The 20,404-nt window shown below is 69.4% G+C and carries 15 protein-coding genes; 9 read left to right on the forward strand and 6 right to left on the reverse strand.

Annotated elements, in window-relative coordinates; translation table 11 throughout:
• Positions 1 to 42: 42 nt before the first annotated feature.
• Both ACI2JZ_RS15735 and ACI2JZ_RS15740 read left to right on the forward strand, forming a co-directional pair.
• Positions 43 to 1,164, forward strand: coding sequence for a sugar-binding protein (locus ACI2JZ_RS15735; RefSeq protein ID WP_247624878.1), 1,122 nt, complete (start codon positions 43 to 45; stop codon positions 1,162 to 1,164).
• Positions 1,165 to 1,435: 271 nt separating this feature from the next.
• Positions 1,436 to 1,888: a hypothetical protein gene (locus ACI2JZ_RS15740; RefSeq protein WP_247624877.1), complete on the forward strand. Its 453-nt coding sequence runs from the start codon at positions 1,436 to 1,438 to the stop codon at positions 1,886 to 1,888.
• A 109-nt stretch (positions 1,889 to 1,997) separates the two neighbouring features.
• Here the strand turns inward: ACI2JZ_RS15740 and ACI2JZ_RS15745 are convergent, their stop codons facing one another.
• Genes ACI2JZ_RS15745 through ACI2JZ_RS15765 form a run of 5 tightly spaced genes read right to left on the reverse strand, consistent with a single transcriptional unit; the run spans position 1,998 to position 8,691 of the window.
• The gene (locus ACI2JZ_RS15745; RefSeq protein WP_404598432.1) at positions 1,998 to 3,284 is read right to left on the reverse strand and encodes a glycoside hydrolase family 125 protein; all 1,287 of its coding nucleotides are present in this window, start codon (positions 3,282 to 3,284) and stop codon (positions 1,998 to 2,000) included.
• Positions 3,272 to 5,590, reverse strand: coding sequence for a glycoside hydrolase family 3 protein (locus tag ACI2JZ_RS15750; protein ID WP_404598433.1), 2,319 nt, complete (start codon positions 5,588 to 5,590; stop codon positions 3,272 to 3,274). The genes ACI2JZ_RS15745 and ACI2JZ_RS15750 overlap by 13 nt, the downstream gene beginning before the upstream one ends.
• Entirely contained in the window at positions 5,587 to 6,438 is an 852-nt protein-coding gene (locus ACI2JZ_RS15755; protein ID WP_247624874.1) for a carbohydrate ABC transporter permease, read from the reverse strand. The genes ACI2JZ_RS15750 and ACI2JZ_RS15755 overlap by 4 nt, the downstream gene beginning before the upstream one ends.
• Positions 6,439 to 6,457: 19 nt before the next feature.
• Complete coding sequence (locus ACI2JZ_RS15760) at positions 6,458 to 7,390, reverse strand: carbohydrate ABC transporter permease (protein ID WP_247624873.1); 933 nt, start codon at positions 7,388 to 7,390, stop codon at positions 6,458 to 6,460.
• Positions 7,391 to 7,407: 17 nt separating this feature from the next.
• Entirely contained in the window at positions 7,408 to 8,691 is a 1,284-nt protein-coding gene (locus ACI2JZ_RS15765; RefSeq protein ID WP_404598436.1) for an ABC transporter substrate-binding protein, read from the reverse strand.
• A 128-nt stretch (positions 8,692 to 8,819) separates the two neighbouring features.
• On the opposite strand from ACI2JZ_RS15765, the gene ACI2JZ_RS15770 reads away from it, so the two are divergent.
• Positions 8,820 to 9,854, forward strand: coding sequence for a LacI family DNA-binding transcriptional regulator (locus ACI2JZ_RS15770; protein ID WP_336641957.1), 1,035 nt, complete (start codon positions 8,820 to 8,822; stop codon positions 9,852 to 9,854).
• Between the two features lie 50 nt (positions 9,855 to 9,904).
• The gene (locus ACI2JZ_RS15775; protein ID WP_404598437.1) at positions 9,905 to 11,224 is read left to right on the forward strand and encodes a glycosyl hydrolase; all 1,320 of its coding nucleotides are present in this window, start codon (positions 9,905 to 9,907) and stop codon (positions 11,222 to 11,224) included.
• A 156-nt stretch (positions 11,225 to 11,380) separates the two neighbouring features.
• Here the strand turns inward: ACI2JZ_RS15775 and ACI2JZ_RS15780 are convergent, their stop codons facing one another.
• Positions 11,381 to 12,814 carry a DUF222 domain-containing protein gene (locus tag ACI2JZ_RS15780; RefSeq protein ID WP_404598439.1) on the reverse strand — a complete coding sequence of 478 codons (1,434 nt, stop codon included), beginning with the start codon at positions 12,812 to 12,814 and terminating at the stop codon, positions 11,381 to 11,383.
• Positions 12,815 to 13,024: 210 nt separating this feature from the next.
• Between ACI2JZ_RS15780 and ACI2JZ_RS15785 the strand changes: the two genes are divergently transcribed.
• From ACI2JZ_RS15785 to ACI2JZ_RS15805, 5 genes are all read left to right on the forward strand, one after another.
• Complete coding sequence (locus ACI2JZ_RS15785) at positions 13,025 to 14,725, forward strand: alpha/beta hydrolase-fold protein (protein WP_404598440.1); 1,701 nt, start codon at positions 13,025 to 13,027, stop codon at positions 14,723 to 14,725.
• Between the two features lie 82 nt (positions 14,726 to 14,807).
• Positions 14,808 to 15,575, forward strand: coding sequence for an alpha/beta fold hydrolase (locus ACI2JZ_RS15790; RefSeq protein ID WP_404598441.1), 768 nt, complete (start codon positions 14,808 to 14,810; stop codon positions 15,573 to 15,575).
• Position 15,576: 1 nt separating this feature from the next.
• Positions 15,577 to 17,400 (forward strand): ABC-F family ATP-binding cassette domain-containing protein, encoded by a 1,824-nt coding sequence (locus ACI2JZ_RS15795; protein WP_404598442.1) that lies wholly within the window; start codon positions 15,577 to 15,579, stop codon positions 17,398 to 17,400.
• Between the two features lie 167 nt (positions 17,401 to 17,567).
• Positions 17,568 to 19,316: a Na+/H+ antiporter gene (locus ACI2JZ_RS15800; protein ID WP_404598443.1), complete on the forward strand. Its 1,749-nt coding sequence runs from the start codon at positions 17,568 to 17,570 to the stop codon at positions 19,314 to 19,316.
• A 146-nt stretch (positions 19,317 to 19,462) separates the two neighbouring features.
• Entirely contained in the window at positions 19,463 to 20,368 is a 906-nt protein-coding gene (locus ACI2JZ_RS15805; protein WP_404598445.1) for a MetQ/NlpA family ABC transporter substrate-binding protein, read from the forward strand.
• Positions 20,369 to 20,404: the final 36 nt, after the last annotated feature.

Below are 20,404 nucleotides of genomic sequence, written 5' to 3' on the forward strand. Positions count from 1 at the left end.
CCACGCGCGTTCAGACCTTCACACACCAGAGAAAGAGATCACATGAAGAAGATCCTTGTTTCGGCGACAGCGCTTGTCGTCGCGGGCGCCTTCGCCCTCACCGGCTGCTCATCGGAGCGCGGCGGTGACACCGGATCCGGCAGCGGCGAAGAGGCCACCAGCGGCTTCGAAGCGGGTTCGACGATCGGTGTCGCACTCCCCGACAAGACGTCGGAGAACTGGGTGCTCGCCGGCAAGCTGTTCACCGACGGACTCGAAGCCGCGGGTTTCAAGGCCGACGTGCAGTACGCGCCGTCGAGCAACACGGTCGCCGAACAGCAGAACCAGATCCAGGCCATGGTGCAGAACGGTGCCAAGGTCGTCATCATCGGCGCGAACGATGGCAAGCAGCTGGCCACCCAGGTGCAGGCGGCCAAGGATGCCGGTGCGTACGTGATCGCGTACGACCGTCTCATCGAGAACACCGAGGCTGTCGACTACTACGTCGCTTTCGACAACTTCAAGGTCGGCCAGCTGCAGGGGCAGGCGCTCCTGGACGGTCTCGAGGCGAACGCGGGCCACGAAGCTCCGTACAACATCGAGCTCTTCTCCGGCGCGGCGACGGACGCCAACTCGTCCGTCTTCTTCGACGGCGCGATGGATGTCCTTCAGCCGAAGATCGACGACGGCACGCTGAAGGTCGTCTCCGGTCAGACGGAAATCGCCCAGACGGCGACGGAGGGATGGCTCCCGGAGAACGCCCAGAACCGCATGGACACGATCCTGACCGGTTCGTACAGCGGTGACACCGTCATCGACGGCGTCCTCTCGCCGAACGACACGCTCGCACGCGCCATCATCACCTCGGTGCAGCAGGCCGGCAAGCCGGTTCCGGTCGTCACGGGTCAGGACTCCGAGGTCGAGTCCGTCAAGTCGATCATGGAGGGTGTGCAGTACTCCACGATCAACAAGGACACGACTCTCCTGGTGGCGCAGGCCATCAAGATGGTCGAGCAGCTCCAGAAGGGCGAGGAGGTCGACGTCAACGACACCGAGTCCTACGACAACGGCGCCAAGATCGTCGACTCGTACCTGCTTGACCCGGTGATCGTCACCAAGGACAACGCCGCCGAGGCCTACGCCAACGTTCCGAGCCTGCTCGAGATCGTGAAGTCGTACCAGTAAGCGTTCTCCGGATTCGCCAACGAGCCGTCCACCCCTCGGGTGGGCGGCTCGTTGGCGTGAGGACCGCGCTGCGAATACGGAGGAAACTCACCGCCGGAGGAGCTGTGTCCTCATGCGTGGGTGCCGTGTCGGTGTACAAGGTGATATTTTCCGCCGATGAATTTAGCCACAAATTCGATGGGTTGACAAAGGGTGTACGGGTTGGAAATCTACCGAGGGTGAACCGCCGCGAGGACGGTGATCCGCACAAAGAGGTGAGATCGGAGGAATCATGAAGAAGAAATCATTGATTGGCTGGGGGGCCGCCGTCGTCGTCGCATTGTCGACCTTGGTCGCGCCGAGCGCCGCCAGCGCGCAGAGTGAACCGACCGCTGTTCAGTCCCCTACGTCCGCTGCCGTTCAGCCCGCGTCAACGGGTGAATACGAGTACATCTGTCTCGGCACTGACGGGTCGTCGTATTCCATGGCGAGTGGGGCGCCGCTCAGCGATTGCAAGGGGTCCTACCTCCAGAAATACATCAATGGACAGCAGGTAGATAGCATCAGCCTTTCCGGAAATGGTGAGGTGGCAAGCGTGCCTGCAGATAAAGTTCAGTGTGTTATCTGGCTCGGAAAGACTGCAGGTGGAATGGTGCTCGGCATCGTTGTCATGGGGGCTGGGCCATTCACGCTGGCCGGTTTCTTGTCCAAGGTCGCTCTGGGGGCCCCCAATTGCACCGCCTGATCTTATGATTCATCGATGACACATTAGCGTTATCGAGACGTACACAACCGCCCGGGTCATCCGACCCGGGCGGTTCGTGCGTTCGCGGGTGTGCGAGTGCGTCGGGTGCTCAGTCCTCGGCGACCTGCAGCGCGAGCTCGCAGAACATCGACTCCGCCCACGAGAACCACGGGCGGCTGAACACGGCGGGATCGTCGACGTCGATGCTCTCGTGCACGTGCCCGGTGCCGGCATCCGTCTCGGCGATCATGCGCAGCAGGCGGATGCGGTCGTCCGAAGTGCCGACGAGCCCCTCGACGGCGAGGGCGATCGGCCAGACGCGCCCCTCGCGGGTGTGCGGGCTGCCGATGCCGCGGAGGGCGGTGCCCGCGAACCAGCAGGGATTCGCGGGGCTCAGTACGACGCGACGCGTCGCCTCCCAGATCTCGCGGTCGATCACCTCGGGGGCGATCAGCGGGAGCGACAGCAGCGACGGGGTGTTCGCGTCGTCCATGACGAGCGCGCCGCCCAGGCCGTCGACCTCGTACGCGTAGATCGGCTCGCCGTCGGGCCCGTCGATGATCCCGTGCGCACTCACACCGGCTCGCAACTCGTCGGAGAGGGCGAGCGCGTCGGTGGCGAGCATTTCGTCGTGGAGCACCTCGCGAGCGATCTCGGCGAGGTCGCGCAGCGCCTGTGCGGCGAAGAGGTTCGCGGGGACGTTGTACCCGAAGGTGCACGCGTCGTCCGAGGGGCGGAATCCGCTCCACGTCATCCCCGTGTGCCCGACGGCGGAGCCGCGGCCGCCGCGGGGGAGTGTCTCGGTGGGGATCGCGGTGTCGCGCTCGAACCGGTACGCGGAGTCCTCGTGGTGCTGCTCGGCGCGGAGCTGATCGACGATCGTGCGGAGGACCGCGTGCACGTGCTCGTCGAAGACGGCGGTGCGCCCCGTGCTGCGCCAGAGCGTGTGGGCGAGCGAGACCGGGTAGCAGAGGCTGTCGACCTCGTACTTCTGCTCCCAGACCTCGGGGTCGTCGCAGACGTCGTCCGGGTCGTAATGGGCGCCGGTGGGGCCGTCGTTGAACGCGTTGGCGTAGGAGTCGTGCGCGAGGAATCCGAACTGCCGACGCACCACACCCTCGACCAGGTCGGCGAGCTGCGGACTCCGGTCGAGGAAGCGCAGGTACGGGGTGAGCTGCGTCGTGGAATCGCGCAGCCACATCGCCGGGATGTCGCCGGTGATGATGAACACCCGCCCCTCCTGGTCGATACCCACCGTCTCGGTGAGGGTGCGCAGCAGGGCGGCCTCCACGAGGTCGCCGATGCGCTCACCGCTGGTGAGCCGCACGCCGTCGGCGGCGTCCGCGATCAGATTCCGCGTGCGGACATCGGGCGTGAACGCCGTCAGCTCGTCCATCCGGTGCGGCCCTCCTCGTCGGTGATGCGGATCGTGATCGCGTCGTGGGTGGGATCGTGCGCGGATGCCGTCCACGCGAGGATCTCAGCGGGCAGGGCCTCGGGCCGCCCGCTCGCCCAGGAGCCCAGCGCGTCGAGTCCGAGGTCGACCGGGGCCGTGGTGCGGCCGCCCGCTGCGACGGTCACCCGGGTCACCGCCAGCAGCGTCCGACGTCGGGGACGGATGCCGCGTTCGTGCCGCCGCCCGTAGAGCGGAACGGCGAGGGAGATCTCGGATGCCGAGGCGTTCGCGACGTCGATCAGGACCGTGACACGCTCGCCCCTGCCCAGGCTGGCGGCAGGGATGGTGGGGGACTCGCCGGGAGCAGCGGGGCGCAGGCGGACCTCGACCGTCGACGGTATGCCGGTGCCGAAGAGCACTCCGGCGGGGTGGCGTGCACCGAGGTAGCCGCGCGCCGTCTCGCGGCGCTCGTCGTGCGCGACCGGTAGCACTCCGTCGGCGGACGGGAGCGTCGCCGGCAGCAGGCCTCCGCCGACACCGGTGCTCAGGGCGGTGACGATCGCCTCTCCACCGCCGGGACCGGGGAAGGGCGCGAGGATCACGGCATCCGAGAGTGCGATGACGTCGTCGAGCGGGCGCGGGCGCCCGTCGATCACGACCGCGATCACCCGAGGTGCCCCCGAGGCGCGTGCGGCGCGGAGCAGGGCGAGCTGTGCGTCCGGCAACCCGAGGTGCGCGAGATCCACACCCTCGCCGTTGGTGGTGTCGGGTGCCGGCGCATCGATCGCGCCGTTGTCGGCGAACTCGTCGTCGTAGCTGCGGCGGCTCGTACCGCCGAGCACCACGAGGGCGACGTCGGCGCCGTCGAGGGCTGCGCTCACGGAATCCCGGGCGCCGGTGGGATCGGAGAGTTCGCCGCGATGCGTGGAGCCCTGCGCGACGCGCACCCGCTCCGCGCCGTATCGGGTGACGAGTGCGGAGTGCACGGTGGAGGAGATCGGGTCGGGGGCCGGACGCGGGGGCGTGTAGTCGCCGAGCTGGGCGTCGAGGTCCGAGGCGTTCGGTCCGAGGAGGGCGATCACGGGGCCGGCATCCGCGCGATCTCCGGCAGCCGGAAGCGGGAGCGCCCCCGCGTCGTGCACGACGACGACGGACTGGGCGGCGGCACGCGCGGCGAGGGAGAGGAACGCGCGCTCGCGCTCGGGGTCGGCAGGAATCGCGGCCGGCACGTCGGGTTCCCCGAGAAGGCCGAGGCGGCTCTTGAGCGCGAGCACGCGGTCGGCGGCCCGCGTGACGACCCCTTCGTCGAGGATGCCGCGATCGACGGCCTCCTCGACGTGCGTGAAGGCCTCGTCCCACAGGCTGAGGTCGACACCCGCGGCGAGAGCGATCGCCGCGGCCGTCGCCGGATCGGGGGCGCTGTCGCGCAGACGATCGATCGCGGTGCCGTCGGCCATCACGAGGCCCTCCCAGCCCCACCCCTCGCGCAGCGTGCCGGTCAAGAGCTCACGATTCGCACTGCAGGGGATGCCGTCGATGTCGTTGTACGCGGCCATGAAGCCGGCGACCCCGGCCCGGGCGGCGGCGTATGCCGGACGCAGATGGATCTCGCCCAGCTCCCGGCGCCCGATCGGTGCGCCGGAGCCGTTGCGGCCTCCGATGCCCGCGCCCTGCGCCGCCAGGTGCTTGGCGACGACGGCGACGCGGTCGGGGGCGATCGCTGATGCTGCAGCCGCGGCATCCGTGCCCTGCATCCCGCGCACCGTCGCCTCGACGAGCAGGGCGGCGAGCGCCGGATCCTCGCCGAAGCACTCTTCGGCGCGGCCCCAGCGCGGGTCACGCAGCACGTCGAGTCCCGACACCAGCGCGACGTGCGTGCCGCGCAGGCGCGTCTCGGCGGCGACGTGCGCCGCGAGCTCTTCGGTGAGGGCGGGATCCATTCCCGCGCCCAGGGCCAGGTTGACGGGGAGGGTCGTGCCTCCGAGGGCCATGAGCCCGTGCGGCACCTCCTCGACGAACAGCGTCGGCAGGCCCGCGCCGTGCGTGACGATGTACTCCTGCACGGCCCGATAGGCCTCGGCGCTGCGCTCGGGCGGGATGCCGTTGCTCCACCGCACCTGTGACCACGGGTCGGCGCGCAGCACGCCGTAGATCGCGCCGATCCCACCCCAGCGGTCGACCTCGCGGCGCAGGACGTCGGTGATGCGGGGTGCGCCGTCGACCCAGCGCACCGCTTCCCAGCCCTTGAGACGCTGATTGATCTGCCCGACGCGCTCGCGCAGGGGCAGGTGTGCAGAGCCCGTCATCCCTTGATCGCCCCGGAGACCAGCGCCTTCTGCATCTGCTTCTGCAGCACGGTGTAGACGAGATAGACGGGCAGCAGGGTCAGGAGGGTTCCGGCCATCAGCACACCGTAGTCGGTTCCCGCGTCGACCTTGAGGGTCGGCAGCGCCACCTGGATCGTGCGCTGGGCGGTGTCGGGCCCGATGAGGATGAGCGGGTACAGGTACGCGTTCCAGAACGAGAGGAAGTTCAGCAGCAGCACGGTCGCGATACCGGGGATGCAGATCGGCAGGTAGACCTGGCGGAGCACCTGCAGCGTCGTCGCGCCGTCCATCGACGCCGCCTCTTCGAGCTCGCGCGGGATGGTGCGCATGAAGGCGGTGAGGATGACGATCGACAGTGGCAGCGCGGTCGCCGGGAGCAGCAGCACCACGAAGGTGCGCGTGTGGAACAGGCCGAGCGATGCCGCCAGCAGGAAGGTCGGGAACAGTGCGGCGAACGAGGGGATCAGGAAGCCCAGGCTGAAGACGGTCTCGATGATGCGGCCGATCCTGCCCGTGGCACGGGCCAGCGCGAACGCGGCGGGGAGCGCGAGGAGCAGCGTCAGGATCAACGCGGCCACGGTGGTGAGGGCGGAGTTGGCGACCGCGAGGCCCAGATCGGCCTGGCGCAGCGCCGTGGTGAAGTTCGAGAAGTCCCAGCTCGTGGGGAGCGCGAGGGGCGACTCGAAGATCTCCTCGTTCGTCTTGAACGACGACGCGATGAAGTAGTAGAAGGGGATGATCAGGATGGCCGCGTACAGCCAGGCCAGCGTGCCGCTCGTGATCGATCCGACCCGGTCGCGGAGGGGGAGGACGGTGCGTGATGCCATGGGATGCTCCTTCGTCCGGTCAGTGGGTCGCGCGCAGCGTGCGGCGGATCAGCCACATGCCGAGCAGTCCGAGGATGAACAGGATGACGCCGACGGCCTGGCTGTAGCCGAGGTTCGTCTCGACGAACGCCTTGCTGTAGATGAGGTACGACAGCGTCATGGTCGAGGTACCGGGGCCGCCCTGGGTGAGCAGCAGCACGGTCTGGGCCGAGTTGAACAGCAGCGACAGGAACTGCAGCATCGTCACGACGCCGATGAAGTCCTGGGCGATCGGCCAGTACATGCGCCACGCCACCCGCCAGTCTCCGGCGCCGTCGACACGGGCGGCCTGCACGATCTCGGTGTCGACGCCGTCGAGGCGCGCGGCGATCAGCACCGCCGAGTAGCCGATGCCGCTCCAGAGCTCGACGGCGATGATCGCGCCGAGCGCCGTGCTCGGGTCGGCCAGCCAGGCGTTCCCTCCCAGGCCCAGGGGAGCGAGGATGCCGTTGATCAGGCCGTCGGGGTTGAGCATGGCGTAGAACACCATCGCCGTCGCCGGGGCGGAGATGAGGGCCGGGATGAAGAGCAGGTAGCGGAGCACGCGGTGACCGCGCGGCTTCTGCACGACGTAGAACGCGAGCAGGAACGCGAGGATGATCATGATCGGCAGGCCGACGACGATCTGGATGGCGGAGTTGCCGAGTGCGGCCCAGAAGGTCGCATCGGCGAACACTGCGCGGAAGTTGTCCCAGCCCGCGAAGGTCGGCGTCTCGAGCATGCCGGGCCAGCGCAGGAACGAGATCACGAAGATCGCGACCACGGGGCCGATCATGAACACGGCGTACCAGATGAGCGCGGGCAGGGCGAGGCCGGGGAACCGCTCGCGCAACGACGAGCGACGGGGGCGTCGGTTCGGGGGCAGGGCGGTGACGAGCTGTTCGGTGGTGGGGGCGGGGGCGAGCGCGGTCATGGTGTCCTCTCGGGCCCTCAGGCCGCGGCGTAGGCCTTCTCGAACGTGTCGATGATCTGGTCGGCGGAGGCACGGCCGTAGGCCATCGCGGTCGCGCGGATCATCGGCTCGAAGACGGCGTCGGGGATGAGCAGGTCGGGAAGCATCACCGGGGTCACCTGATCGGTCGTGAGCTGGGAGGCCTGTGCGACGAGGGGGAAGTCGCGGCTGACCACATCGGTGATCCGGCTCATGTCGCGGCCGGAACCGAGGATGAACTCGCTCGTGACCTCGGGCGTGTAGAGGTTCTGGATGAAAGGCTTCAGCAGGTCGAGCTTCTCGGCGCCGTTCGCGCTGATCCAGATGCCGTGGCCGTTGAAGCTCTGGATCACGGTGGGATGGGCGACGACGCCGCCGCGCGACGGGGCGGGCCAGCCGCCGACCGTGACCTCGGCCGCGCGTTCGGCGGGCACGAGGGCGAGCGCCGACGACATCGCCGGGACGATCGCCGCTTTGCGGGTGTTGAACTGGGTGAGTTCGGAGTCGGACGTGTAGCCCTGCACGTTGTCGACGAGCACGCCCGCGTCGCGCAGCTCGACGAAGTGCTCGACGCCGGCCACGGCGCCCGGGAACTCCGAGAGCTTGCCGGAGGAGAACGCCTTCTTCGCCTCGTCGCGGGTGAGGAAGCCCTGCAGGATCTGCAGGAACATCTTCTGGCCGCTCCAGTCGGAGCCACCGACGGTCACCGGGCCGATGCCCTTCGAGCGCAGTGCGTCGGCCACGGCGATCAGCTCGTCCGAGGTCGTCGGGATGCCGACGCCGGCCTCGTCGAGGAGCCCCGTGTTGAAGGAGACCGGCCAGTTGGTGCGAGTGAACGGGAAGGCGCGCAGGTTGCCCTCGGCATCCGTCCATTCCTCGAGCGCCTCGGGGATGATCTTGTCGCGCAGGTCCCACTCGTCGAGCAGATTCTGCACCGGGATGGTGGCACCGAGGCGGGTCCAGGAGAGCGTGCGGCCCTGCAGGTTGACCATCGCGATGTCGGCCTCCTTGCCGGCCAGCGAGCTGGTCTCGAAGACGATCGGCAGGTCGGAGCCGTTCTTGAGGAGGGCGACGGGCCGATCGTTCGCCCGCGAGTAGGCGGCGACGACGTCCGAGAACACCTGGGCGCCCGAGACGGCGCCGCTGAGCTGGGTGTGCACGGAGATCGAGCCCGCCGCGCTGGATGTCGGCATGAGGGGGCCGCATCCGGTGAGCAGGGGGATCATCACGCCCCCTCCGATCACCGCCCCGAGAAAGGTGCGCCTGCTGATGCCTTCGGTCATGAGCCCTCCTGAGAGCTGCAGTGCTACGGATGGATGTGTCGCGGCGCGCTTTGTAAAGCGGTACACGTCAACGTGCGATTAATGTATACCGCTTTACAACGGAGGGTCAACACCCTAATCTCGGTGGTGTGAGCGAGAAGGTGACGAACGAGAAGAAGCCCGCCCGCGCGACGATCGCAGCGGTCGCCGCGCGCGCCGGGGTGTCGCCCTCCGCCGTGTCGCACGTGTTCAACGGGCGGCCCAACGTGTCTGCGGCGACGGCCGCGCGCATCCGTCAGGCGGCCGACGAGTTGCACTGGCGTCCGAATTACGCGAGCCGCAAGGTGAGCGGTCAGGGCGGACGCAGCCTCGGCCTCGTGATCGCCCGCTCGGGCGACACGTTCGAGCGCGATCCCTTCTTCATGCGGCTGATCGCGGGCCTGACCGAACCGCTCGCCGAGATCGGATGGTCGCTCTCGCTCACCCTCGTGCGCGCCGACGACGAGGAGCGCGTGTACCGCGAGTGGTGGAGCGAGCAGCGCGTGGATGCGTTCCTGCTCGTCGACCTCCGCGACGACGACCCCCGCATCGGCTTCGTTCGCGAGCTCGGCGCACCCGCCGTGCTGCTCGGAGCGCCGGTCGACGACGCCGTGCCGGCCGTGACCGTGCACGATGATGCCGCGTACGAGGAGGTGCTCGAGCACCTTCACGGTCTCGGCCACCGCGCCGTCGCGCGCGTGAGCGATTCGCCCGGTCTCGTGCACGCCCGCGATCGTGATCGTCGGTTCGTGGATGCCGCAGAGAAGCGCGGCATGACCTCGCTCGTGCTGCGCTGGGAGCGCGCGGCATCCGATCCGGTGGCCGATCTGCTGGCGCGCGCCGGAACGACGACGGCCCTGCTCGTCGACAGTGAGGCCCTCGCGGCCGAGATCGTTGCGCATGCGCCCGAGATCGGTGTGCGCGTGCCCGAGCAGCTGTCGGTGATCGCCTGGGAGGACTCCTGGGTCTCGAGCCTGGTGCGCCCGCGGCTCACCGCGCTCGACGCCCCGGTCGAGGAGAGCGCTCGCACCGCCGTGGCGCTGCTCGCACAGCTCGTGAGCGGCGAGGACGTCGTGTCGCAGAGCGTGTCGGCGCGGCGCCTGATCGTGCGCGAATCGAGCGGCCCCGCGCCGACGGATGCATGATCCCCGATCCCCGAGACTTCCTGCCCACGATCGAGAAGGACCACAGATCAGTGACTGACAACACTCCGCGCTCCGATGCACCGCGCTTCGAAACACCGCGTTTCGGGGCGAACTACACCCCCTCTCAGGACTGGATGTTCCAGTGGATGGGGATCGACGCCGATGTCGTGCGCGCGGACTTCGAGGCGCTCGCCGGGCTGGGGCTCGATCATGTGCGGGTGTTCCCGCTGTGGCCCGTGCTGCAGCCGAACCGGACGCTCATCCGCCGCAAGGCGCTCGACGACATCGCTCTCGTGGCCGACATCGCGGCCGAGTTCGAGCTCGACATCGCTGTCGACGTCATCCAGGGCCACATGTCGGGCTTCGACTTCGTGCCGGCGTGGCTGGTCAACTGGCACGACGGCAACATGTTCACCGACGAGAAGGCGATCCAGGCGCAGGCGGCGCTCGTCGCCGCGGTCTACGATGCAGTGCGCGACAAGCCGAACCTCATCGGTCTGACGCTCGGCAACGAGCTCAATCAGTTCCAGCTGCCCAACCCCGCCGCGATGCCCGCCGAGAGCGCGCAGATCACGCACTGGCTCGAGAGCCTGCTGGGGGCGCCGCGCGATCGTGATCCGCGCCACCTCATCGCGCACAGCGAGAACGACCACCTCTGGTACCGCGACGGGCATCCGTTCCTGCCCGAGCACGCGTCCCGTCTCGGTGATGTCACGACGGTGCATTCGTGGATCTTCAACGGCACCGCGGCGCGCTACGGCGGCCTCTCGTCGCCGTCGGTTCGCCACGCCGAGTGGATGATCGAGCTCTCGAAGGCGTTCGCGACCGATCCGCAGCGCAAGGTGTGGCTGCAGGAGGTGGGTGCACCGTCGATGAATCTCGCCGACGACGAGATGCCCGAGTTCGCCTCGCGCACGGTCGAGGCGGCGCTGACTACCGAGGGCCTCTACGGCATCACGTGGTGGTGCTCGCATGACGTGTCGCGCTCGCTCGGGGACTACAAGGATCTCGAGTACTCGCTCGGACTGCTCGACACCGAGAACGTCGTCAAGCCGCTGGGTCGGCGGTTCGCGGAGCTGGTCGCTCAGGCGCGGGCGGATGCTGCCGGTGCCGGTGCCGGTGCCGGTGCCGGTGCCGGTGACTCTCCGGTCATGCCGCGCACCGTGGGCGTCGTGATCGACGTGGATGCCGATGACCTTCCGCTCTCGCGCACCGACCTCGCCCCCGGCGGGCGGGTGTTCGAGCGCTGGCACGAGCTGCGGGAACAGGGCGAGCCCGTGACCGTCGTCACCTCGCGCACCGCTCAGGATGCCGCCGCTCTCGCCGCTCGCGGAATCGACACCGTCGTCGAGGTCGCGCAGCGCGCCTGACGGCGTCGTGCCTGACGGCGTCGTGTCTGACGGCGTCGCGTCTGACGGCGTCGTGCCTGAGGGCAGCGCGTCTGCGGGGATCGCGTCTAGGGCATCGTGCCCGACGGCATAGTGCCGGAAGACATCGCGCCCGTTGGCATCATGCCGGAGGGCGAATCACCGGCTGTCGGTGAACCTGACCGTGTTCTGCTCAGGCGGGCGGTCGATGTAGATCGTTCCGGTCGGGCTGGTCCAGACGAGATCGCCGGTGGTTCTGATGCTCTGATCTGCTCCTCCGCCTTCGAGATGGAGCCCGACGTCGTCCTCCCTGGGGCGTCGGTGTTGGACGCGCCAGAGCGAGTGGTGTTTGAGCATGTGGTGTCGTCGGCAGAGGTGCGCGAGGTTGGTGGCGCAGGTCTCACCGCCGTCGGACGCGGCGTGGGTGTGGTCGATGTCGCATCGTCGTGCGGCGATGTTGCAGCCGGGGAAGCGGCAGCGTTGATCGCGAGCCCGGAGGTGTCGGGTGAGCTGATCCGACGGGCGGTAGCGGTCAACGGCGAGGAGTGCGCCGGTGATCGGGTGTGTGAGCACCCGTTCCCATCCGGTCGCGTCGCCTGCGAGAAGGCGTGCGGTGCGGGTGTCGATGGGGGAGTGGCCGTCGAGCTCTGCCGGGGGTGCGCCGGAGGCGCTACCGCCGTTGTGGCCGCCGGGGTCGTCGTCCATGAGGGTGAAGACGGGGACGGTGATCTCTACCCGTGCGCGGATCTCGCCGAGCAGTCCCGCCTCGGTGTCGTGCCCGGTCGGAGCGCCGGTGAGTGCGATGTCGGCGAGCAGGTCGGCGCGCAGCTGATCGGTCGTGCGGGTGTCGGAGTCGCGGTCCGAGTCGGTGGGGGAGCCGAGGTCCGTGTCGGCGGGGAAGTGGCTGTCCGGGGCGGTCCCCTTCGCCGCCTTCCGTGCCCGCCCGTTCTCCACGGTGATCGTCCGCGCCATGCGCGTCAGCCGGTCGTGGATTCCGTGGACGAGGACGGCGGGCCCGAGCATCCCGAGTTCGGCCATCCCGTCGTCGAGGTCCTTCACCCACACCCGCCGCAACTCCCGCGCGTCGCGGTGACGCTCGGTGACGGTGCGGGCCTGGTACTGCTCCGCGATCCGCCGCGCCACCCGCCGCAGCCTGTTCGGCGACTCGACCACCGCCGCCTCCACCGCTCGCGCCGCATACCGCGCTCGATCGGCCGGGTTGTCCAGATGTGCGCCCGCGTCGACGATGACCCGGGCGTGGGCGGCGCTGATCCGCCCCGCGCCCTGCGCTGCCCACACCTCGGCGAATCGCTCGACCGCCCACGATGCCTCGTCCATCCGCCGCTCGATCGTACGGTCGCTCGCCCGCACTGCCGCCCCGATCTCCGCCGCCACCGCCCGCAGGGCCATGTCGCCGTGATCGGGATGCGCCGCCTGCCGCGCGATGTCGACCGCGACGCGAGCGGCGACGGCGAGCATCCCGTCGCGCACGGCTGACAGCCGAGCGATCGTCTCCTCGACCGCCCGCACCGAGCCCACCAGATCGGCGATCATCGCCGTCTGGGAGTCCGTCGCGTCGAGCAGTTCCGTCATGCGAACAGCCCACCACAGGCCACCGACATTCGAACATATAGACGAATAATCGTCGCCAATCGGACCGGAGGTTCCCCACAGCGCCGCACCGCAGCTCTGGGCCGACCTCACATGTCCGACGAGTGCAGCCACCTCTACCGTGGCTTCCCACCAGCGGTATTCAGCGGCATCCAGCGGTATCCAGCGGCATCCGATGAAGGGGAAAACGACATGAGATTCGACCTCCGCCGACTGCTCGGCATCCCGACCGCGATCGCACTCACGGCGGGCGCGAACCTGGCGCTCGCCGCCGCGACCGACACGCCCGCGTCGTCCTCCCCACCCGTCACCTACACCGCCGCCGCCTCGGCCGAAAGCCCCGACGAGTTCATCCGCGACGTCCAGACGTGGACGACCACCTCCGCCGCCGGCCGCGACTACAAGATCTCGGTCGCCCTCCCGGCGAACTACGACGAGAACGGCGATCCGCACCGCGTCCTCTACGTCACCGATGCGAACGCCGAGTTCGGGATGGCGGTCGAGACCGCCCGATTGAACGCGCCGGGCACGATGGTCGTCGGCATCGGGTACGACGACCCCGGCCAGGGCTTCGCGGCCTCCGGAGTGCGCCGCACCCTCGATCTCACCCCGACCGAGATCACGGCCGACGTGCCGACCGGCGGTGCTCCCGAATTCCTCGACTTCCTGAGATCCGAACTCGTCCCACAGATCGAGAGCGAGTTCCGCGCCGACCCCGCCGACCGCGCACTCATGGGCCATTCCTTCGGCGGCCTCTTCGCCACCTATGCGCTGCTCCACAACGACGGACTCTTCCACCGGTTCGTCATCGCGAGCCCCTCGATCTGGTGGGACGACCGCACGATCCTCGACATGGAGGCCGACTACGCCGAGACCCACGACGCGCTCGACGCGCGCGTCTTCCTCTCGGTCGGAGAGCTCGAGGAGACGACCTCCGGGTTCCCGATGACCAGCGACATGACGAGCTTCGCGCACACGCTCGCCGCCCGCGCTTACGACGGACTCGAACTGGGCGCCACGGTCTTCGACGACGAGACCCACCTCTCGGTGATCGGAGCGGCGTTCAGCCGCGGCCTGAGATTCATCTACGCAGTGCCGGGCACCGACGTTCCGGGAACGTCCCTGCCGGAGCAGCAGGACGTCGCCCCGCAGATCGTCACGCAGCCGTCGGATGCCGAGATCCCCGAGGGCGCGACCGCGACCTTCACCGCCATGGCGACGGGAACCCCCGAACCCACGGTGATCTGGCAGACGCAGCTGCCGGATGCCGGTGACTGGGTGACGATCCCGGATGCCGCCGCCCCCACCCTCTCGATCGACGCCGCCCCGGCATCCGCCTCCGGCACCCGCTATCGCGCGGTCTTCACCAACGCCGTGGGCGAGTCCGCGACCGAGCCCGCCACGCTCACCGTGACGGTCGCCCCGGAGGTGCCCGCCTCCCCGTCGGCCGACGACCTCACCGACGACAACCGCGGCCCCGTCACCGCACCGGCCACCGTCGCGCAGGGGGCGCCCTTCGATCTCTCGCTCGGGACCGACCTCGCCGGCGCAACCGTCGACGTCTACCTCTTCTCCGACCCCACCCACCTCGGCACGCTCGCGGCCTCGTCTGCCGGCATCGTGCAGGCGATCGTTCCGACGGATGCCGCGCTCGGGGCGCACCGCGTCGCCGTCTACGCCACCGACGGCGCCCTCATCGGTTGGGCGCCAGTCGAGATCGTCGCGGCCCCGTCCGGCGGAGCGACCGCTCCGGGCGACCGCCTGGCCGACACGGGAGCGGACGCCGGGACCATCGCCCCGATCGCCCTCGCCGCGAGCGCCGCAGTGCTCCTCGGGGGAGGGGCCGCGCTGCTCGCCCGCCGGCGACGCAGCGTGATCGACCCGACACCGTGATCGACCCGACACCGTGATCGACCCCGACGCCGTGATCGACCCCGACGCCGTGATCGACCCGATGCCGTGATTGACTCGACGGATGCCTCTGCACGCCGAGATCACGCTGCCGACGCACCAGGCCGCTGACAGCACGCGCGAGCACGATGTCGGGAGCATCGTCCTGCTGCACGGACTGATGGGATCGACCGAGAGCTGGCACGATCTCGTTCCGCTCCTCGCCGCGAACGGCTGGCGGGTCGTCGCGATCGACCTCCCGGGGCACGGCCGCTCGCCGCGCGACCCGGGTCTCACGGTCGCGCGCGCCGCGGCATCCGTCGTGCGCACCGTGCAGACACACCTGCGTCGCCCACCCGCCGCGGCGCTCGGACACTCGTACGGCGGGACCGTCCTCGCCGCTGCGGCTCCTGCGCTCGAGCCCGGTCTCGCCGTGTTCGTCGACGCCGCGCTCGGCTTCGCCGGGGGTGCTGACCACGCGGCCCTCACAGCTCGGTACGCCGCAGACGCCGCGTCGCGCACCGTCGAGGCGCTACGTGAGCGCCCCGGGTACTCGGTCGCCGCTGCGCAGCGGGAAGCACGCGCCGCCCAGCTCTTCGACCCCGGAACGTCGGCGTCGATCTCGTGCGGTGCGAACGTCGACGAGCAGCCGCCACCCGGATCGATCGCCGTCGTCGCCGACCCCAGCCGCTTCGTCTCCGACGATGCCGCGAGCCGATGGGCAGGGGCCGGCATCGATGTCCGCCGGATCCCCGGGGCCGCCCACACGCCCTGGTACGGCCACCTCGACGAGTTCGTCGCCGCGCTCCCCGAGGTCTTCGACCCCCGCGCACCCGGTTACCCTGGACAGTGACATGGCACATCTTCTGGGGGCCGAGGCCCTGCACCTCGAATATCCGACGAGGGTCGTCTTCGACTCCGTGACGCTCGGCATCGAGGAGGGGGATCGCATCGGCATCGTCGGCCGCAACGGCGACGGCAAGTCGAGCCTGCTCGGCATGCTCGCGGGCATCAAGGAACCGAACTCGGGTCGCGTCACGGTGCGCGGCGGAACGACGATCGGTGTGCTCGATCAGGCGGACACGCTCCCCGACGACCTCACGATCAGTCAGGCCGTCGTGGGCGACACCCCCGAGTACGAGTGGGCGGGCGACGCTCGCACCCGCGACGTGATCGAGGGGCTGCTGACCGACCTCCCGTGGGATGCCGAGATCGGCTCCCTCAGCGGTGGTCAGCGCCGCCGCGTCTCGCTCGCCCGCCTCCTCGCCGGTGACTGGGACGTCATCGCCCTCGACGAGCCGACCAACCACCTCGACGTCGAGGCGATCACGTGGCTCGCCGGGCACCTCAAGAAGCGATGGGCCGCCAACTCGGGCGCGCTGATGGTCGTGACCCACGACCGGTGGTTCCTCGATGAGATCTGCACCGAGACCTGGGAGGTGCACGACCGCATCGTCGAGCCGTTCGAGGGCGGGTACGCGGCGTACATCCTGCAGCGCGTCGAGCGCGACCGCATGGCCGCCGCCACCGAGGCGAAGCGCCAGAACCTCGCCCGCAAGGAGCTCGCGTGGCTCCGCCGCGGAGCCCCCGCGCGCACGAGCAAGCCCAAGTTCCGCATCGACGCGGCCAACGAGCTCATCGCCGACGTGCCGGAGATCCGCGACAAGGTATCGCTGCAGTCGCTCGCCGTGTCACGGCTCGGCAAGGACGTCGTCGACCTCCTCGACGTGGGCGTGACGTACCCGACCGTCGACGGCGGCGAGAAGACGGTGCTGCGCGATGTCGAATGGCGCATCGCTCCGGGCGAGCGCACCGGCATCCTGGGCGTGAACGGCGCGGGCAAGTCCACGCTGCTGGGCCTGATCTCGGGAACCGTCGAGCCGACGGTCGGCCGCGTCAAGCGCGGCACGACCGTGAAGGTGCAGACGCTGACGCAGCGTCTCGACGAGCTCGACCAGTACTGGAACGACCCGGTGCGGGTGATCATCTCGGGCCTGCGCACCTCGTACACGCTGGGTGCCGGCTCGAAGGCGCAGGATCTCACGCCGGGGCAGCTCCTCGAGCGCCTCGGCTTCTCGTCCGCCCAGCTCTCGACGCCGGTCAAGGACCTCTCGGGTGGCCAGCAGCGCCGCCTGCAGCTCCTGCTCGTGCTCCTCGACCAGCCCAACGTGCTGATCCTCGACGAGCCCACCAACGACCTCGACACCGACATGCTCGCCGCGATCGAAGACCTCCTCGATTCCTGGTCGGGCACCCTCCTCGTCGTCAGCCACGACCGCTACTTCCTCGAGCGCGTCACCGACCAGCAGTTCGCGATCCTCGACGGGCACCTGCGTCATTTGCCCGGCGGCGTCGACGAGTACCTGCGTCTGCGCCACCTCCAGACTTCGAATGCCGAGAAGGGCCAGGCGGTGAAGGCCGCGACGAGCACGGCCGCGTCGACGGCATCCGCTCTCGACGGTGCCGCCCTGCGCACCGCGCAGAAGGAGGTCTCCTCGCTCGAGCGCCGCATCCAGAAGCTGACGCAGCAGGTGGATGCCGCCAAGCACGCACTCGCGGAGCACGACCAGGCCGACTACGCGGGTCTGGGCGAGAAGATGTCGAAGATCAGCGCGCAGGAGGCCGAGATCGAAGAGCTCGAGCTGCGCTGGTTCGAGCTCACCGAGCAGATCGGCTGACGCCCGCCCGACCCGCATCGGGACCGGGCGTGCGAACCAGGGACCGTCAGTACCTGGTGATCTCGGTGCTGCGGGAATACCTTTGCCTTGCGACGCGCTGTGCTCTGGGCGGGGTCTGACGCCGGCCGGTGTCGCACAGCACGATTCTGCGGCACCGGGAGGTACACATGGAAGGACTCGAGGTCACGGTCCTGCTCGGACTCACGATTCTCGTCGGCACTCTGATCGCACCGCGGGTGCGGCTGGCGCTGCCGCTGGTGCTCGTCGTCTTCGGGCTTCTGCTCGGCTTCGTGCCGGCGTTGCGCGAGGTGCAGCTGCCGCCCGAGACCGTACTGCTGCTGTTCCTGCCGGTGATGCTGTTCTGGGAGAGCCTGACGACGTCGCTGCGGTCGATCCGCCGCGACTTCCGGTACATCCTCCCGATGAGCACGCTCCTGGTCGTCGCCTCGGCCTTCGCGGTCGCCGGCGTCGGCGTGCTGTTCGGGATGCCGTGGGAGATCGCCCTCATCCTCGGTGCCGCGGTCGCCCCGCCGGACGCCACCGCGGTCGCGGCCCTCGGCCGCCTGCTGCCGCGGCGCATGTTCATGAAGCTGAAGGCCGAGAGCCTCACCAACGACGGCACCGCGCTGGTGCTCTACGCCATCGCCGTCTCGCTCGCCGTCGGCGGCCAGGTCACCCCGTGGTCGGTCACCTGGACGGTGCTCGTCTCCTACGTGGGCGGCATCGCCGCCGGAATCGTGATCGCCCTGCTGGGCGTGTTGCTCCTGCAGCGCTCGAACCGCACGGCGGTCATCAACGTCACGATGCTGCTCATCCCGTTCTCCGCGTTCCTCGTCGCCGAGCTGATCCACGCCTCGGGCGTGCTCGCCGTGGTCGTCGCGGGACTCATCGCCTCGTACGTCTCGCCGCGCGTCACGACGGCATCCTCCCGCCGCCAGTCCGACGCGGTCTGGCCGTTCGGGGTGTTCCTGCTCAACGGCGCGCTGTTCATCCTCATCGGTCTCGAGGTGCAGTACGTCGTCCACGAGATCTCGGCCGCGATGATCGGCTGGCTCGTGCTCACCTCGATCGCCGTCTGGGCGACGCTCGTGGTCGTGCGCTACCTCTTCCAGTTCTTCACCGGGTTCTTCCAACGGCCCGCCACCCGACCGCCGCGCGGTCTGCGCGCCCGGTCGCGCGTGGTCTCGACCGTCGCCGGTATGCGCGGCGCGGTCTCGCTGGCGATCGCGCTTTCGGTGCCGACGAGTCTCGCCGAGGGGTCGTCGGGTCGTGACGAGGTCGTGTTCGTGACCGCCGGCGTCATCCTCCTCAGCCTGCTCGCGCAGGGCCCGCTGCTGCCGGCGGTCGTGCGCTGGGCGCGGATGCCGGTCGACCACGCCGAGCAGGAGGAGTACGAGCTCGCCGAACGGGCGATCTCGGGGGCCGCGCTCTCGGCGCTCGACGATCTCGCCGCCGAGCACGGCATCGGTCAGGAGGTGCGCGATCGCGTGCGCTCCGAGGGATACCAGATGCTCGAGCTCGCCAACGCGAAGGCGCTCGCCCGCGAGCAGGCGCTCGTCGACGCCGAGGCGCGCGAACTCGACGCCCTGCTCGACGCCCCCGACACGACGGCGCCCGGCGCCCCGGCATCCGATGCCCTCGACGATGCACTGGGCGTCGGGGGAGTGACGGATGCCGTCGACGGCACCACCCTGCAGATGATCGCGACCTCCACCGACGTCGACGTACTGCAGCGCTCGCCCCTCGTGCGCCACGAGGAGCACACCCGGCTCAAGCTCGCTCTCCTCGACCGCAAGCGCGAGGTGCTGATCGGCCTGCGCCGCTCCGGCACCGTCGATGACATCGTGGTGCGGCGCATCGCCGCCCGCCTCGACCTCGAGCAGGTGCGCCTGCAGGGGATCGAGGAGTTCGACTGACCGACGTCGAAGGAGAGGACGCGCTCCGTACTGACCCGACACGCGCGGCCGTCGGGCCCGGTGACGCTGTGTGACAGTCGATTCCGCGCCCGGCGTCGCACCTGCCTAACGTATGGGAGTCCCTGAGAGAGGAACTCGCACACATCATGTCCCGTCGTACCACGTCCATCATCGCCGCGCTCGCCGCGGTCCCGCTCTTCGTCGCGCTCGCCGGATGCGCCACGTCCACCGATGCCGGCTCCGACTCCGGTTCGTCCGAGAACGAGGTCGTCAAGATCGGCGTCGTCGGCAAGGGCGACCCGCAGTGGCCCGCCTTCGTCGAAGCCGCTGAGGAAGAGGGCATCACGGTCGAGCTCGTCGACTTCGGTTCCTACGAGCAGCCGAACCCCGCGCTGACCGAGGGCGAGATCGACCTCAACCAGTTCCAGCACATCGTGTACCTCGCCGGCTACAACGAGGACTCGGGCTCGGACCTCACCCCGATCGGTTCCACCGCGATCTACCCGCTGGGCCTGTACTCGAAGAAGTACGACGACGTCGACAGCATCCCCGAGGGCGAGACCGTCGCCGTTCCGGACGATGCCTCGAACCAGGCGCGCGCCCTGCTCGTGCTCCAGTCGGCCGGCCTCGTCGAGCTCAAGAGCGGCGGAACCATCTTCTCCGACCTCGCCGACGTCGACACCGCCAAGAGCAAGGTCAAGGTCACCGCGCTCGAGGCCGCCCTCATCCCGACCTCGCTGCCGGATGTCGCAGCCGCGATCATCAACAACGACTTCGTCGAGGATGCCGGTCTCACCTTCAGCGACGCGATCGCCCAGGACGACCCGGAAGACCCCAACGCGCTGCCGTACGTGAACATCTTCGCCGCCCGCGCCGAAGACGCCGACAACGAGACCTACCTCAAGCTCGTCGAGATCTTCCAGACCGACGAGGCCGTCCAGGCCGGACTCCTCGAGTCGTCGGGTGACACCGCGGTGCCGCTGCAGACGCCGGTCGCCGACCTCGTCGCCTCGCTCGAGAAGGTCCAGAAGGACACCGCAGCGAACAAGTGATCACGGCGGGGACACCCCGCCTGATGCGAGAGAATC

Source organism: Microbacterium sp. NPDC087868, from assembly GCF_044900755.1.
GTDB classification, from domain to species: Bacteria; Actinomycetota; Actinomycetes; order Actinomycetales; family Microbacteriaceae; genus Microbacterium; species Microbacterium galbinum.